At 55.1% G+C, this 15,165-nt stretch carries 17 protein-coding genes and 1 pseudogene; 3 read left to right on the plus strand and 15 right to left on the minus strand.

Going from position 1 to position 15,165, the window contains the following annotated elements; translation table 11 throughout:
• Positions 1–18: 18 nt before the first annotated feature.
• From RHM69_RS09050 to RHM69_RS09105, 12 genes and pseudogenes are all read right to left on the minus strand, one after another.
• A pseudogene (locus RHM69_RS09050) lies at positions 19–198 on the minus strand (hypothetical protein); the annotation flags it as partial.
• Positions 199–352: 154 nt separating this feature from the next.
• Positions 353–1,894, minus strand: a complete 1,542-nt coding sequence (locus tag RHM69_RS09055) for a hypothetical protein (protein WP_069557020.1) — start codon at positions 1,892–1,894, stop codon at positions 353–355.
• A 73-nt stretch (positions 1,895–1,967) separates the two neighbouring features.
• The gene (arsJ, locus tag RHM69_RS09060) at positions 1,968–3,188 is read right to left on the minus strand and encodes an organoarsenical effux MFS transporter ArsJ (RefSeq protein ID WP_069557021.1); all 1,221 of its coding nucleotides are present in this window, start codon (positions 3,186–3,188) and stop codon (positions 1,968–1,970) included.
• Between the two features lie 9 nt (positions 3,189–3,197).
• Positions 3,198–4,202, minus strand: coding sequence for an ArsJ-associated glyceraldehyde-3-phosphate dehydrogenase (locus RHM69_RS09065; RefSeq protein WP_069557022.1), 1,005 nt, complete (start codon positions 4,200–4,202; stop codon positions 3,198–3,200).
• Positions 4,203–4,225: 23 nt separating this feature from the next.
• Complete coding sequence (locus tag RHM69_RS09070) at positions 4,226–4,738, minus strand: cyclin-dependent kinase inhibitor 3 family protein (protein ID WP_069557023.1); 513 nt, start codon at positions 4,736–4,738, stop codon at positions 4,226–4,228.
• Positions 4,739–4,750: 12 nt separating this feature from the next.
• Complete coding sequence (gene arsH / locus RHM69_RS09075) at positions 4,751–5,467, minus strand: arsenical resistance protein ArsH (protein ID WP_069557024.1); 717 nt, start codon at positions 5,465–5,467, stop codon at positions 4,751–4,753.
• Complete coding sequence (arsB, locus tag RHM69_RS09080; RefSeq protein ID WP_069557025.1) at positions 5,460–6,533, minus strand: ACR3 family arsenite efflux transporter; 1,074 nt, start codon at positions 6,531–6,533, stop codon at positions 5,460–5,462. The genes arsH and arsB overlap by 8 nt, the downstream gene beginning before the upstream one ends.
• 17 nt (positions 6,534–6,550) lie before the next feature.
• On the minus strand, positions 6,551–7,021 hold the full coding sequence (locus tag RHM69_RS09085) for an arsenate reductase ArsC (RefSeq protein WP_069557026.1): 471 nt from the start codon (positions 7,019–7,021) through the stop codon (positions 6,551–6,553).
• A 27-nt stretch (positions 7,022–7,048) separates the two neighbouring features.
• A complete protein-coding gene (locus RHM69_RS09090) occupies positions 7,049–7,420 on the minus strand; it encodes a metalloregulator ArsR/SmtB family transcription factor (protein ID WP_010455862.1) in 372 nt (123 codons plus the stop codon).
• A gap of 9 nt (positions 7,421–7,429) precedes the next feature.
• A complete protein-coding gene (locus RHM69_RS09095) occupies positions 7,430–7,843 on the minus strand; it encodes an arsenate reductase ArsC (RefSeq protein ID WP_069557027.1) in 414 nt (137 codons plus the stop codon).
• A gap of 681 nt (positions 7,844–8,524) precedes the next feature.
• Positions 8,525–9,166, minus strand: coding sequence for a transmembrane anchor protein (locus RHM69_RS09100; protein WP_069557028.1), 642 nt, complete (start codon positions 9,164–9,166; stop codon positions 8,525–8,527).
• 12 nt (positions 9,167–9,178) lie between these two features.
• Positions 9,179–9,916, minus strand: a complete 738-nt coding sequence (locus RHM69_RS09105; RefSeq protein ID WP_069557029.1) for a HupE/UreJ family protein — start codon at positions 9,914–9,916, stop codon at positions 9,179–9,181.
• Between the two features lie 513 nt (positions 9,917–10,429).
• On the opposite strand from RHM69_RS09105, the gene RHM69_RS09110 reads away from it, so the two are divergent.
• The 3 genes from RHM69_RS09110 to RHM69_RS09120 all read left to right on the plus strand — a co-directional run bounded on the left by RHM69_RS09110 (position 10,430) and on the right by RHM69_RS09120 (position 12,100).
• The gene (locus tag RHM69_RS09110) at positions 10,430–10,729 is read left to right on the plus strand and encodes a metal-sensing transcriptional repressor (RefSeq protein WP_069557030.1); all 300 of its coding nucleotides are present in this window, start codon (positions 10,430–10,432) and stop codon (positions 10,727–10,729) included.
• Between the two features lie 7 nt (positions 10,730–10,736).
• Positions 10,737–11,873 carry a nickel/cobalt efflux protein RcnA gene (locus RHM69_RS09115; RefSeq protein WP_069557031.1) on the plus strand — a complete coding sequence of 379 codons (1,137 nt, stop codon included), beginning with the start codon at positions 10,737–10,739 and terminating at the stop codon, positions 11,871–11,873.
• A 95-nt stretch (positions 11,874–11,968) separates the two neighbouring features.
• Positions 11,969–12,100: a YHYH domain-containing protein gene (locus tag RHM69_RS09120; protein WP_139129456.1), complete on the plus strand. Its 132-nt coding sequence runs from the start codon at positions 11,969–11,971 to the stop codon at positions 12,098–12,100.
• A 48-nt stretch (positions 12,101–12,148) separates the two neighbouring features.
• On the opposite strand, the gene RHM69_RS09125 is transcribed toward RHM69_RS09120, so the two are convergent.
• The 3 genes from RHM69_RS09125 to RHM69_RS09135 all read right to left on the minus strand — a co-directional run bounded on the left by RHM69_RS09125 (position 12,149) and on the right by RHM69_RS09135 (position 14,980).
• The gene (locus RHM69_RS09125; protein WP_069557032.1) at positions 12,149–12,601 is read right to left on the minus strand and encodes a chromate resistance protein ChrB domain-containing protein; all 453 of its coding nucleotides are present in this window, start codon (positions 12,599–12,601) and stop codon (positions 12,149–12,151) included.
• Positions 12,602–12,684: 83 nt separating this feature from the next.
• Positions 12,685–14,043, minus strand: a complete 1,359-nt coding sequence (gene chrA, locus RHM69_RS09130; protein WP_069557033.1) for a chromate efflux transporter — start codon at positions 14,041–14,043, stop codon at positions 12,685–12,687.
• Positions 14,036–14,980 carry a chromate resistance protein ChrB domain-containing protein gene (locus RHM69_RS09135; RefSeq protein WP_069557034.1) on the minus strand — a complete coding sequence of 315 codons (945 nt, stop codon included), beginning with the start codon at positions 14,978–14,980 and terminating at the stop codon, positions 14,036–14,038. Before RHM69_RS09135 ends, chrA begins: the two co-directional genes overlap by 8 nt.
• Positions 14,981–15,165: the final 185 nt, after the last annotated feature.

Consider the following 15,165-nt stretch of genomic DNA (forward strand, 5'->3'; position numbering starts at 1 on the left):
GCTCCGGCTACTTCCATTACCGTGCTCGGAAGGGCTTTTCATTTCGTTGCAGCAGTCCACGCCCATGTCGTCCATCATCGCCATGCCCATCGTCTTCATTGGACAAGGTTCTGTCGGTGCCTGAACACCCGCCATCCCGCTGAGGGGGAGCGCCAGGCTGATCAAGAAGATAAGGCAAAACCGCAGATAGCGTTTCATGGGCTGGAGTGCAGTCGCTGCAAATGGCTCTTACAATTGGATGAATGTTCTCAGCGGTCTATCGAAAGGCCCTGATCCAGGCGATATCACTGGACCTGAATTAAGCCAGCATTATCAGCGCGAAATTGAAGTGATTGACGAACTGCGTCCCGATTTATTTCTGCGCCGCTGTCTCGGGCTGAGCAGGAAACGCAACGCGCATTTCATCCACCATCGATTTGAGGATTTCTCGTAATGGTTGCTCTCTGCCCAGTTGCTTCGACCACTCATGGATATGCAGCTCGAAATTGAATTTTTGGGTCATCCGCTCAGAATCAGCTTGCTTAGCCTTCTCCAGGGCTTCTACTAAACCAATTTTTTGGCTTGCTACCAGACTCATCAGCTCTTCAAATTCATGGATCGTGAGGAAGTAAATATTTTCGACGGGGATCAAATGTTGCTCAGCATATTTGGATCGAATTTTTTCGAGCACTGCATCTCCTACAACGGCTGCGAAAGTAACTCCGTTCCCGATGTACAGCTCTTTGTATGTAATAGCCAGCAAGTAGGTTGAGGAGCGCTGACGAATCACGGGATGATCACCGCCCATCGAAGCGATTCGAGCAGCAACTTCATGCCCTTGTTCGAAAGCTTTAATCAAGGACGTTTGGGTCGCTCGACGAACATCCCCCCGTTGAAACGCAACCATACCCCGCTGCGCCATTTCCACACCTTTGGCGTCGATCAGCACATTCGAATCACCATCAGCAGCAATGAAATCGACGACTTTCCCTTGACCAGGCAGGACCAGAGTCAATTCGCTCTCGTTGGCTGTCGGCAACCCTGACTTGCTCAACCAGTCGCCTACATATTTTTCAAACGACTTTCCAAAAGCGTTATTGAACCCGTCTACGTCAGCTCGCTTGAGGTAGTCGTAGATGAAATGTCCCAAGGATCGCTCAAGAACATGAGGGGACACACACAAATATTCGGAGCGAACCTTGATGAATGGGAATTTTAGGAAGGGCGTTTGCTGCAAATACTCGTTCGGGTGGCGTCCGTCCTTGTCTACCTCTTCTAAGGTGCGATGCAAATCTCCAACTTCGACAGAAATGGTACGTAGATAGGCGTCTACAGCCATCGGTGTAAAGGCTGGACAGAGACCAAAAAGAGTGGCTCGCTGAAGTACAGGACCACTTTTCTTCGTGCTAGCAAGGACCGCAAAAGAAAGACGCAGAAAGTCCTGTATGGACACCCCAGTGCCATTCAGGAAACGAGTTTTGAAATAATGATTTTCCGGGACTTTTGCGAACAAAAGCTCCTGACGAGCAATATCAACCAAGCCGCTCTCTGTCTGATGAAAAAACTGCTGGTAGGCCACCGCCCGGAAAAAAAGCCGTACGTCTTCGTACTCATCGGGCAGGCTACCGGTTTCCGTCAGGTCAAGGACCTTTTGTAGCAACTCAAGCATTTCATTCTGAGAGATTGAGGGGCGCCTCAATGGGCTATTTACTAATGGATCTAGAAAAGTCCATTTAATAAACAACATGATCAACCATGGCTGCTTGGATGCCTGCTCAAAGCGATCTTTGGTGGGACTGTACAGATACCTCAACGCCGCTTCCAATAAGCTGAGCGGGTCGTAGCGTCGAATAATGCGCTGAATTTCCGTCAAGCCTTCGTCGAAACTCTTTGCGCTGATCGGCAGCTTCGCCATGAGAGTGGCATCCTTGTTTGAGATCAATGACATTCTCACACAGCGTTCGACTCCAAGCCGCCTTTAGGGGTGATTAAAACGCTTCGGCATGCCTCGGTAACGCAATAGAGATCAGTGCTGCGAGCAGCACGAATGCGCTCGATATCCACAAGCACGCACCCAGCCCATACACCTGATAAACCCAGCCGGAGAGCACCGTGCCTATCAACCGTCCCATAGCGTTCGACATGTAATAAAAACCTACATCCAGCGACACCCCGTCTTCCTTGGCGTAAGAGACAATCAGGTAGCTGTGCAGAGACGAATTCACCGCGAACAGCGCGCCAAAGACCATTAACCCGCCGAGCAGCACCATCTGCTGCGACAAACCTGTGTTCAGTCCAAGAGCAATGGCCGCCGGCAGACCTGCCAGTGCAAGTGCCCACAGAAATGCCGCACGACCATCCGGTACATGGCCACGTTTCTTGCCGGTGATGTTGGGCGCGAAGGACTGCACAATGCCGTAGCCAATCACCCAGGCCGCGAGGAAGCCGCCAACCTCCCAGAAGTCCCAGCCGAACACGCTGCTCAGGTACACCGGCAAGGCCACCACAAACCACACATCGCGGGCGCCGAACAGGAACATTCGGGCCGCTGAAAGGATATTGATCGCCCGGCTTTTGGACAGGATGTCGCGAAATTTTGGCGTGGCTTTGGCCTTGCCCAGGTCCTTCTTTAACAGGATCAAGCTGCTGATCCAGATCAGCGCCAGGACACCCGCCATGGCCAGCAAGGCGCCTTTGAAGCCGATGAGTGCCAGCAAGGCTCCACCAAGAAAGAAGCCGACACCCTTGAGTGCGTTCTTCGAGCCGGTGAGGATCGCCACCCACTTGTAGAGCTTGCCCTGCTGCCCATCGGGGACCAGAAGCTTGATGGAGCTTTTGGCACTCATCTTGTTCAGGTCTTTGGCAATTCCCGATAGTGCCTGAGCGCCCATCACCCAAGGGATGGTTAGCCAGGCTACCGGAACCGTCAGCATCAACAGCGCCGCGACCTGGAGGCCCAGCCCGATGTTCATGGTTCGGTTCAGACCCAGCCGAGCGCCGAGGTAGCCACCCACCAGGTTAGTGATCACGCCAAAGAGTTCGTAGAACAGAAACAATGCCGCGATTTGCAGTGGGCTGTAGCCCAACGCGTGAAAGTGCAACACCACCAACATGCGCAAGGCGCCGTCAGTGAGGGTGAAGGCCCAGTAGTTGCCCGTGACGAGCAGGTACTGCCGCACTTCCGGAGCGAGGGCTGACAACGCTTTCATGACCACTCCTTAGACTGCCAGACCGACCATTTTGGCCAGTTCGACGGTGCGATTGGCATAGCCCCATTCGTTGTCGTACCAGGCATAGAGTTTGACCTGAGTGCCATTGATGACCATGGTCGACAGCGCATCGATGATTGATGAGCGCGGATCGGTACGGTAGTCGATGGATACCAATGGACGCTCCTCGAAACCGAGGATGTTTTTCAGCTCGTTCTCGGAAGCGTCCTTGAGGAGTTGGTTCACCTCTTCCACCGTTGTGGCTCGCTCGACCTCAAAGACACAGTCCGTCAGCGAAGCGTTGGCCAGCGGCACGCGCACGGCGTGACCATTCAGGCGTCCACGCAGCTCCGGGAAGATTTCGGCAATGGCGGTGGCCGAACCCGTACTGGTTGGGATCAGGCTCATACCGGAGGCACGCGCACGGCGCAGATCCTTGTGCGGCTGATCGAGAATGCTTTGTGTGTTGGTCAGGTCGTGGATGGTGGTGATCGAACCGTGGCGAATGCCCAGCTTTTCGTGGATGACTTTCACCACTGGCGCCAAACAGTTGGTGGTGCACGAAGCAGCGGTGACGATGCTATGTTCCGCAGCATTGAACAGCTGATGATTGACACCCATGACGACGTTCAGCGCGCCTTTTTCCTTCACCGGAGCGCAGACCACCACACGCTTAACGCCCTGATCCAGGTAAGCCTGAAGCACAGCAACGGTTTTCATCTTGCCGCTGGCCTCGATCACCAGATCGCAACCCGACCAGTCGGTGTCGGCAATCGCTTTGTTCGCGGTCACCTTGATGCGCTTGCCGCCAATCACCACCTGATCGCCTTCTGCGCTGGCTTCGTTGTGCCAACGACCATGCACAGAGTCGAAGTTGATCAGGTGCGCATGGGTTACTGCATCGCCTGCCGGATCGTTGATCTGCACGAATTCGAATTCTGGCCAGTTCCAAGCGGCGCGCAGCGTGAGGCGACCGATCCGACCAAAACCATTGATGCCAACTTTGATAGTCATGTTGTTGTGCTCTGTATCTGTTGTCAGTGGGAGTTCGACTGAGTGTCAAACTGGCCGATGTATTCAATGTGGGCAGGATGCTGAATGGCACGCGGACGCAACGACTGAACATCGCGGATGGCATCGCTGAAGGGCACACCGCTCTCGATCAACAGTTGAGCGGCGACCAAACCGGTACGGCCCGAGCCGCCCTTGCAATGGATGGCGATGGTTTTCCCTTCGGTCAGCAATTGCTTGAGTCGCGGATGGTGCTGCGCCCAAGCGGCTTTAAATGCTTCGCCAGGCGCTTGATCGTCTTCTACTGGCAGGTGAAACCACTCGATGCCGAGCATTTGGCACTCTTCGGGCAGCAGGTCGATCTCGTTCTGAAGCAACTCCTCGGTCGGCATCAGCGTCAGCAACGCCGATGCCCCCGCATCCTTAAGGGTTTGCAACGCCTCGAATGGTCGGGTGCCCTTCGTGCCTGGGCACGGGGTGAAGATCAATTGGCCATTGAACTGTGCCAGAGGCAGTACGGAATAAGGGTGTTGTGGCACGGTAAAAAATCCTCAGATGGAGCGCTGATTGACACGTTTCATGAGTTCTTCCGCCGACTCTTTGCGCTCGGAATAACGATCCACCAGATAGTCTTGGCGGTCGCGAAGCAGCAGCGTGAATTTCACCAACTCTTCCATCACATCAACGACGCGGTCGTAGAACGGAGAAGGCTTCATCCGGCCGTTATCGTCGAATTCCATATAGGCCTTCGGCACGGAGGATTGGTTGGGGATGGTGAACATGCGCATCCAACGTCCCAACACTCGCAGCTGATTGACCACGTTGAACGACTGCGAGCCACCGCACACCTGCATGACCGCAAGGGTTTTACCCTGGGTCGGGCGTACCGCGCCCATCGCGAGTGGCACCCAATCAATCTGCGCCTTGAACACCGCGCTCATGGAGCCGTGACGTTCTGGAGAGCACCAAACCTGCCCCTCGGACCACAGCATCAGCTCGCGCAGTTCCTTCACACGGGGATGATCGTCGGGGGCGTCATCTGGTAGCGGCAAGCCTGACGGATTGAAAACCCGCGCCTCGGCGCCGAAGTGCTCCAGCAATCGAGCGGCCTCCTCGACTAGCAGGCGACTGAAGGAGCGCTCACGGGTCGATCCGTACAACAGCAAAATGCGTGGTTTATGGATAGAAGTCTTCTCGATGCCCAGCTTGTCAGTCGATGGGAGATCAACCAGTTCGGTATCGAGTTGGGGGATGTGGTCATCAAACATAGTCTTTGTCCTGCGCAACGGCGCTCTTGGATTCATCGAACCAGCGGCGTTTCAACCAGAGCGCAACACCGACCAGGGAAATCAATACCGGCACTTCCACCAGCGGGCCAATCACCGTGGCGAAAGCGACCGGGGAAGCCAGGCCGAAGGTGGCAATGGCCACGGCAATCGCCAGTTCGAAGTTGTTGCTTGCGGCTGTAAAAGCCAGCGCGGTGGTGCGCGGATAGTCAGCCTTGAGCAGCTTGCCCATCCAGAAGCTGATGAAGAACATCACCACGAAGTAGATCGTCAGAGGGATTGCGATACGCAACACATCCAATGGCAATTGCAGTACCACGTCACCTTTGAGGCTGAACATGGCCACGATGGTCAACAGCAGTGCCACCAGCGTCAGCGGACTGATCTTTGGAATGAAGCGCTCCTGAAACCAAGCTTCACCTTTACGGGCAATGAGGATCCTGCGGGTCAGGAAGCCTGCCAGAAACGGTACACCCAGGTAGATCAGGACCGACTCGGCAATACTGACAAAGCTGGTCTCAATCACACTGCCTTCTAACCCAAACAGCGGCGGCAGCAGACCAAGGAAGACCCAGGCATACACACTGAAAAACAGGATCTGGAAGATACTGTTGAACGCTACCAGCCCGGCGACGTACTGATTGTTGCCTCCCGCGATCTGATTCCAGACCAGCACCATCGCGATGCAACGAGCCAACCCGATCAGGATCAGGCCCGTCATGTATTCCGGCTGATCCCTCAAGAAAATGATCGCCAGCGCGAACATCAACACCGGGCCGATGACCCAGTTCTGGAGCAAAGACAAGACGAGGATGCGCTTGTCCTTGAAGACCTCCGGCAGTTCCTCATAACGAACCTTGGCCAGAGGCGGATACATCATCACGATCAAGCCGATAGCGATTGGGATGTTGGTGGTGCCCACAGAAAGACTGTTGAGCCACTGCGGCCAGCCTTCGAACAGGCTCCCCAAACCGATGCCCAAGGCCATGGCGAGAAAAATCCACAGCGTCAAGTAACGGTCCAGGAAAGAAAGGCGGCTGTTACTCATGATCATTGCTCCTGTGGTTACAGCGTGCCAATCAGGGCCAGCTCTGCCTTGAGCTGTTCGGCACTTAGCTGGGAAAGCGGTAGAGCCAGGAAGGCTTCAACACGGGTTCTGATCTGCTCCAAAGTGGCTTCAAAAGCCGCCTCGATCTCTTCTTGCGTCCCTTGGTATTCCGAAGGGTCAGCCAGCCCCCAATGGGCCTTAGTGGCCGGTCCGAAAAATACCGGACAGGCTTCACCGGCAGCCTTGTCGCACACAGTGATGACGAAATCAGGAGCCAAGTTCACATGGACATCGCTGGACTTACTGAACAACCCGTCCGTCGAAATACCAGCGTTTTCCAACGTCTTGAGACTCAGCGGATGCACTTCACCTTTGGGCTGACTGCCCGCGCTGTAGGCTTTCATGCCTTCCGGCGCCAAGTGATTGAAGACCGCTTCACAGAGGATGCTGCGACAGCTATTGGCAGTGCAGAGGAACAGGATTTTCATCGAGTGATCTCGTAGTCGAAGGCGGAATCAGGCGATTTTGCTTTCACAGCACACGGCTGCACGTTCAGGACGGTCACCCATTTCATCAAGGCGTTTGGCATCAGGGCTCAACCAGTGCTTGTTGCTTTCGAGCACAGTGGTCAGAACTTGATGAACCCAGTCAGGGAGGTTCGGGTGCAGTCGGTAATACACCCATTGGCCTTGCCGACGGTCCGACAACAGGCCGCAAGTACGCAGTTGCGCTAGGTGCCTGGAGATTTTTGGCTGACTCTCGTTCAACGCGCAGGTCAGCTCGCAAACACAAAGCTCTCCTTCACGGGTGATGAGCATCATCGTGCGGACCCGAGTGTCGTCAGCCAGGCATTTGAAAACAGTGGTCGGTGTCAGATGGTCAGCCATATCGTTTTCTCAGTGTTTGTTTTTGACCAAGACGAACATCTTGATGCGCTCATGAATTTCGTGAAGGGTGTGACGGAAGGCATCGGGTTTGGTGCTGGTGACTGGGTCCTCAAAACTCCAGGCCAATGCCTCACCGGCTCCAGGTAAAGACAGGCATTCCGATGCGGCTTTATCACACAAGGTGATGACGTAATCGAAACGCTCACCACGGAACTCGTCTATCGACTTGCTACGTAACCCTTCAGTACTCACACCGCTGTGTGAAAGCGCCTCAAAGGTGCGCGGATCTACCTGAGTCGGAGTTGTGCCGGCGCTGAACGCCTCGAAATGCTCCGAATCGATATGCCTCAGCAACGCTTGGGCCAACTGAGATCGTGCAGCGTTGGCGGTACAGACGAACAGGACACGGGCTTTGCTGGTCATTGTGAAGCCTCAGCTCATATGCGGTTTAACGAATATATGTTTTTCCGCATGCGAGGTAAAGGGTCAACGGCAGATTAATCCATCAAGCGATAGGGCTCCGCCGACAGACTTCACTAAAAGCCCTATGTTATGGCGCTAGCTACAAAAATGGCTCAGAGGTTCGCTTCAAAAACATCAGAGGGAATAGATATATGGTTTTTGTAATAAATATGTCATTGATGCATAGATTGCCTGATGCCTGGTGAACCTAACCAAGAGACAGAACGATGCAAAAATAGAAGATAAGAACCGCTTAACTGGCTAGCCTATTTGCGAGCGCTAGCTTCGCGAGCCAACAGAGTCTGTTACCCGGAAGTAAATGTGTAAAAAAAGGCTGCGTTCGTTCAAAGCACGAGGCACATGGATTGAGATGTAAAGATAAACAAGGCCGCAATCGCGGCCATGTTGTTTTCCAAGGTGCTACTCGTGTGAGTGTCCGTGTTCGGCGCTCTCGGAGGTTGCGCTCTTCTCACCACCGCCGCATGCCGTCATCAGGCCGAGGAAGCAGATCAGGAGCATCGAACGAATCAGAGTGGTTGGAGTTTTCATGGGGAGGCTCTTCAAAAAATGAATGAACTAAATGGTCTGTGGTCAGGCTGAACGCTGCATTTTCGGCAGTAGAACAGCCATCCCCGTCTCGAATTATTGTTTGACGCTCAAATAATCGCCGGTCGTTTTCAGTGAGATGGTCACGTCGTTGTTGCTGCGATTACGCCAGAACCAACCGTGGGTGCCGTCAAAAATGGCAGTGAACTCACCTTTATCACTTTTGACCTGCTTGCCCTTGTTGTAGCTGTGAAAGTAACCCTTTTCACCGTTGTAAGGCTCGCCATGGGTGTCGTAGTTCAAAGGCCCACCAGCCGCTGTCCACTCATAGCTAACAGTCTTGTTCTTCAGCACTTCCAGTTTGATTTCTGTCCCTTCACCTGGCTTGAGCGTGACGCTCATTTGATTCGTCTTCAGAGCCGGGGCAGGCGTCGTCACTGGCTGAACCGCAGGTATCTCGGCGGGCTGGATTTGCGCAATCTGTGGAGCTGGAGTTGGAGATACTGGTTGCGGTGGGGCTGCATCTGCCAAAGCCTCCTGGGCAAGGATGATCTTCAGTTCGCCCATCTGGGTCAGACCCAGTGCGCGGCCCACACCCGTAGGATCAACGGCGTATTCCGAAGGCATGACCACGGTCACCAGCAGGCCGACCGCAGTCAGTAGGGCAATGACAGTCGAGCGCACCAGTTTGCGAGTGCTAGGCAATTCATTAACAGTTGGAAGCGGAGTATTGAACATAGTCAGAATTCCTTACGCGGAGACAAACAGGCCGGTGATTTGGTAACCCATCAGGAGGAAACCGGCACTCATCATGGCGACGTTGGCGGTATAGGCGTGGCGCCAGAAACTGCCCGTACGTCGCCAATACCCCATCAGAATGAGAATCGCGCTGAGGGCCAGCAATTGGCCGATCTCGACACCAACGTTGAAGGCGATCAGGTTCGGAATCAGGCCATCAGGCGAGATTTCGTACTCCTGGATCTTGGTCGCCAAACCGAAACCGTGGAGCAGGCCGAAGATCAGCGTGGCCACTTTGGTGTTGGGTTGGAAACCGAACCAACGCTGGAATGCGCCTAGGTTGTCGAGCGCCTTGTACACCACCGAGAAACCGATGATGGCGTCAATGATGTAAGAGCTGATGCTGATCTCATTCAGCACACCCAGCAGCAGCGTGACCGAGTGGCCTACGGCGAATAGCGTGACGTAAAGCCCCACATCTTTCAGACGGTAGAGGAAGAAGATCACCCCGAACAGAAACAGCAGGTGGTCATAGCCCGTCATCATGTGTTTGGCGCCCATGTAGATGAAGGGCAGCAACATGACGCCGGAGCTTTCCTGGATGAATCCCTTGTCACCTTCGGCGACGGCATGAGCCATCGCCTCGGGCATTGCAAGGAAAAGTGACGCGACAAATAAAAACAGCAGCAGTAGCAGGCGACGCGAAGGCGCAGTAAATGCGCCAACGCCGCTCATCGAGTGCAAATGCATAGATCAATCCTACGTTGCAGGGATCAAAGGCCGCGGTGCGGCCATGGTCAGGATGCGAACGAAGGACGCGGTGGTCGCTCGATCAAGAAAATCGGCGGGCGGGGAACGGAATAGCGTGGCGCATCGACCTGCATAGAGAGCTTTGGCTGAGTGGCCAAACTCAACGCGGAGGTCAACTGTGGCGTTTCGTGCTGATGATCAGGGGTCAACGGCGAGTGATAGTGATCCGAGCAGCTCGCACACGACATCTCGGCTTGCTCTTCATGGGAGTGATGGGCGTCTTGCGCAATCTCCCAGGCAGGCGGTTTCGACGTTACCGACAACGTATAGGTATGCCCGGCCCAGGCCACAAACATGGCGAGAGCAAGCGCGATTACCACCGTTGTTGTCAGTGTTCTGCTGAACATAGCGTTCGGATTTCAACTCGTTTTGTAGGGATTTTATGCGTTTGACCATATCCCCCTAGGGGGGATAGGATGCCAGCGTAATTCAATGATGCCTGAGGCTCAAGTCATGAGTGAGCACGAACACGAACACAGCCATCCCCACACCCACCAAAGTCACGAGGCGATCATCAAGCGTCTCAAGCGGGCAGACGGCCATTTACGCGGCATCATCACCATGATCGAAGAGGGTCGTCAGTGCGTGGACATCGCCCAGCAGCTACACGCTGTTGAAAAAGCGGTGTGCCAAGCCAAGCGCACGCTCATTCAGGATCACATCGATCACTGCCTGGAGGACACCGTCTCGGCCTTGAACAATGGCGAGCGCGCACCATTGGAAGCGTTCAAACAAATTACCAAGTACCTCTAGGTCTGACATGCCCAACTTCGCTGAACTGCTGCAACAAGGTGGGGCTCACGCCTGGCTGTATTTTCCGAGCGCTATTCTGCTCGGTGCCTTGCATGGTCTGGAACCGGGCCATTCAAAAACCATGATGGCGGCCTTCATCGTGGCCATCCGCGGCTCAGTAAAACAGGCCGTTTTGTTGGGCTTGGCCGCGACGCTGTCGCACACCGCTGTAGTGTGGCTGGTCGCCATCGGCGGCATGTACCTGGGCCAAGGTCTGGATGCCGAGACCACAGAGCCGTACTTCCAACTCGCGTCCTCCGCCCTGATCATCGTGATTGCGCTTTGGATGCTGTGGCGTACCTGGCGCGGTGAGCAGATGTTCAAGTTCGAGCAAGGTGATGATCACCACCACGGCGCGCATGACCATGGTCACCATGATGAAACCCACCGAATCGATACCGGCCATGGCCGTGTCGAACTGTCGATCTTCGAAGAAGGCATGCCACCGCACTGGCGCCTGAAAACACTGACCGGACACGCCTGGGCTGCCTCGGATATTCGCCTGATGACGACTCGTCCGGACAGCAGCACGCAATCATTCTCTTTCGTCGAGCGCGAAGGCTTCCTGGAGTCGGCAGTCGATATTCCCGAGCCTCATGAGTTCAGTGCTCGCTTGAGTCTTGGGCATTCGGGCCACTCCCATGATTATGACCTGGAGTACCAGGAACATGATCACGGGCATGCGCATTCCGAACTGGAAGGTCTGGAGTTGTCGATTGACGGCTATCAGGATGCGCATGAACGTGCGCATGCCAACGATATCCGTAAACGCTTCACCAACCGTGAGGTCACTACTGCCCAGATCGTCATGTTCGGTCTGACTGGGGGGCTGATTCCGTGCCCTGCTGCGATTACCGTCCTGCTGCTGTGCCTTCAGGTTAAAGAAGTTGCTCTTGGGGGCATGCTCGTCCTGTGCTTCAGCATCGGCTTGGCGATCACCTTGGTGGCTGTGGGTGCTGCTGCGGCCATTGGCGCTAGACAGGCTTCCAACCGTTGGCCATGGCTGGGCACCGTTGCTCGTCGTGCACCTTACCTGTCCAGCGCGCTGATCATTGGAGTTGGCCTTTACGTGGGCACCCATGGTTGGATAGGCCTAAATGCATAATGCGATAGTCGAGTATTAAATAGAGGCAACTGGCCATACCATGCTTAGGATGAGAGAACTCACCCTAAAAACAACATGAGCATGGAGTTAGCCTGATGAAACTATTTGCCCTTCTGATCGCCGCCGTCCTTTCGATGACGTCCGTGGCTGCTTACGCGCATAGCGGTGGCACTGATGCAAAAGGTTGCCATCGCAACCACAAAACGAATGACTACCACTGCCACTAATGTAAAAAAGCCCAGCTCTAGTCTGGGCTTCTGCACAAACGGGCCTCTTCACATCTGCGGAGGCCAGTTATGCGATTCACCTTGGCACTCCTTGCACCAGGCATAGAGTGCGTCATACATAATCAGACCGTGCGTCAGCATTTCATGGTCGTTTGTAAAGCACTGCGATAGCCCCAACGAGATGGCGTACAACCCAGCTGATTGCGGCGTCAGATCCAGGCGAGAGGTGTCTGCCCCGCGTACGATTTTGGCCAGCTGCTGCAAGGCGGGCTCACTGAGCTGGTACTTCTTCAGAAACGCGTCGAAGCTGCACAACTCGCCCTCATGCGTAAACTCAACGCCGGGAATGTCGTAGGGGGCTGCGTCTTTCTCCACTGCAATCCGCAGCACATCACCGCTAGGCACATATAAAAACTCAGCCTGTGGATCGATAAAGCGAGTGATCAGCCAGGGGCAGGCGATGCGGTCGATCTTGGGTCGTTCACGGGTAATCCACCTCATGGAACACCTCCTGCCTAGCTCAGTAGGCTGGGTGATCTGGCAGACCCAGTGCCCGCCAGAGACAGTTAATCAATTCGTGCTCTCTAGCGCAGCAGATGCACCGCCAAGCCGACGAGCGCGCAAGCCATCAGCACCTGAATGACGCCCCGCTTGAAGCGGAACAAGGCAATCGCCGCGGCAATGGCGATCAGTGCAGAGGGCCAGTCGAGGGTGCCGCTGAAGCTCTTTGGCCACAGCACGTGATAGCCGAAGAAGCACGCCAGATTGAGGATCACCCCAACTACGGCGGCGGTAATGGCGGTGAGTGGTGCAGTGAACTTGAGTTCGTTATGGGTCGACTCCACCAGAGGGCCACCCGCGAGGATGAACAGGAACGAAGGCAGGAAGGTGAACCAGGTCACCAGAGAGGCTGCGACGGCTCCAGCCAGAAACACCTGATCGGCACCGAACACTTGCGAGACATAGGCTCCGACAAAACCGACAAAGGCTACCACCATGATCAGCGGTCCCGGGGTGGTTTCCCCTAGAGCCAACCCGTCGATCATCTGTGTCGGGGTCAGCCAACCGTAGTGACCGACCGCGCCCTGGTAAACATACGGCAGCACAGCGTAGGCCCCGCCGAAGGTCAGCAACGCGGCCTTGGTAAAGAACCAGCCCATCTGGGTCAAGGTACCTTCCCAGCCAAAGAGGGAGGTCAAGATCCCCATCGGCAATGCCCATAACGCGGCGCCGATTAGTGCGAGCGATGCCAAATTCAACCAGATAAACCGGGCATGCTCCGGGGATGGGGTGTCGTCATCGATCAAGGCCGGGCCAAAGGACTTTTTGGCGGCGCTATGACCACCGGTTCTGAACTGCTCGGGCGCCAGGCGTCCGCCGACATACCCGATTAACGCGGCCCCCAACACGATCAGCGGGAATGGGACATTGAACGCGAAGATCGCGATAAATGACGCCGCCGCTATCGCCCACAGCCAATTATTCTTCAACGCCCGAGAGCCGATTCGATGGGCCGCCTGCACCACGATGGCGGTCACGGCGGGCTTGATCCCATAGAAGAGCCCGGCCACCACCGGCACTTCGCCGAAGGCGATATACATCCACGACAGAGCGATCAGGATGAACAGCGAGGGCAGCACAAACAATGCCCCCGCAATCACTCCACCCCAGGTTCGATGCATCAGCCAGCCGATGTAGGTCGCCAACTGCTGAGCCTCTGGCCCTGGCAGCAACATGCAGTAATTGAGCGCATGCAGAAAGCGTCGTTCCGAGATCCAGCGCCGCCGTTCTACCAGCTCCTGGTGCATGATCGAAATCTGCCCTGCTGGCCCGCCGAAACTGATGAAGCCGAGCTTCAGCCAGAACCAGAACGCCTCACGCAAACTGATCGGCTCAGGCCTCGCCAAATCCTCGTCAACTGCCAATGCGGAAACCTTACTCATGGGGTTGTTCCTCTTTCACAAACCCGGCGAGCAAGCCGTCGAAGATGGCACTGGCAGCTGCCAGCAGATGGTCGTCGTGGGTAATGGTTTCGCGCAGTCCTGCCAGCACGCGCTCGATGCCGGCAGCCTCCACCGGCTGAATGCCGCCGATATCGAGGTAGTGGACTAGCGCGGCAATGCGGTTTAGGCCGGGCTCTTGAAGTTCAAAGCTGGCTTGCAAGGTTTCGAAGGTCACGCGATTGCCGACATGACTGAAGGTCGCCCCATCGAAATCAAAACCCAAGGCATCTGCTGGACAGTCTGTTGGGCTGTTGAGCCAGAGGATCTTGGCTTGGGGGTCGATGAAGCGCCGAATCAACCAGGCACAAGCCAGACGGTCAACCCACGGACGCTTACGGGTTGCCCAAACACGACCTTTATAGTCGCCACGGTTCAGTGCCGTTATAAGCTGGTATCGGCTATGGGGTTCATCCGCAGATAACGCTCTGCTGACGGCCGTCTCAAGCTCCTGCAAGGCTGAGTCAATCTGCTGCTTCGGCTTACCTGGGAAGTAATCGATGTTGGTCAGCTGATCGTAGGTTTTACGCAGTTTGCGAATTTGTTTGGTGGTGGCCAATGCGTTTTCGGGATTGAGTTGTCCACGGCACTTTTCGATCTCTACGCGTAGCTTGCTGTAATCATCGCTACGGTCGAATAGCTCGATAAAGCGTTCACTATCCAGATCGACCACAGGCAGGATGTAAGCAGTGCCGTTGATGGACAGGATGTCGCGCTCAACAGCCACCAGAGCTTCACGACAGACACCGATATCAGGCAACAGATAGGCACCATCGCGCAAAACTGCTGCGCCTGATGCTTTCAAAGCACGCCAGGCTCGCATGCGCTCGGTGGCGTTAGCGGTGGGTAAACCGAGAATCAATGCCAGCCAATTATTCATGTAGATATTACTAATTATTTTGTAGTTACCGCTACATTATACTTGATCCGAGATCTTGAAAAGCCGTCCTTAATAATTAGAATTTTTTGGCGAGGTTAGCTAGATGCACGGGGACTTGCGCGAGCAGCGGTGAACGGCTGTTTTTGCCGATCATGATCACGAAAGGTGCTGGTCAATCCGATGCA

Origin of the sequence: Pseudomonas sp. CCI1.1 (assembly GCF_034348165.1) — a bacterium.
Classification (GTDB): domain Bacteria; phylum Pseudomonadota; class Gammaproteobacteria; order Pseudomonadales; family Pseudomonadaceae; genus Aquipseudomonas; species Aquipseudomonas paracarnis.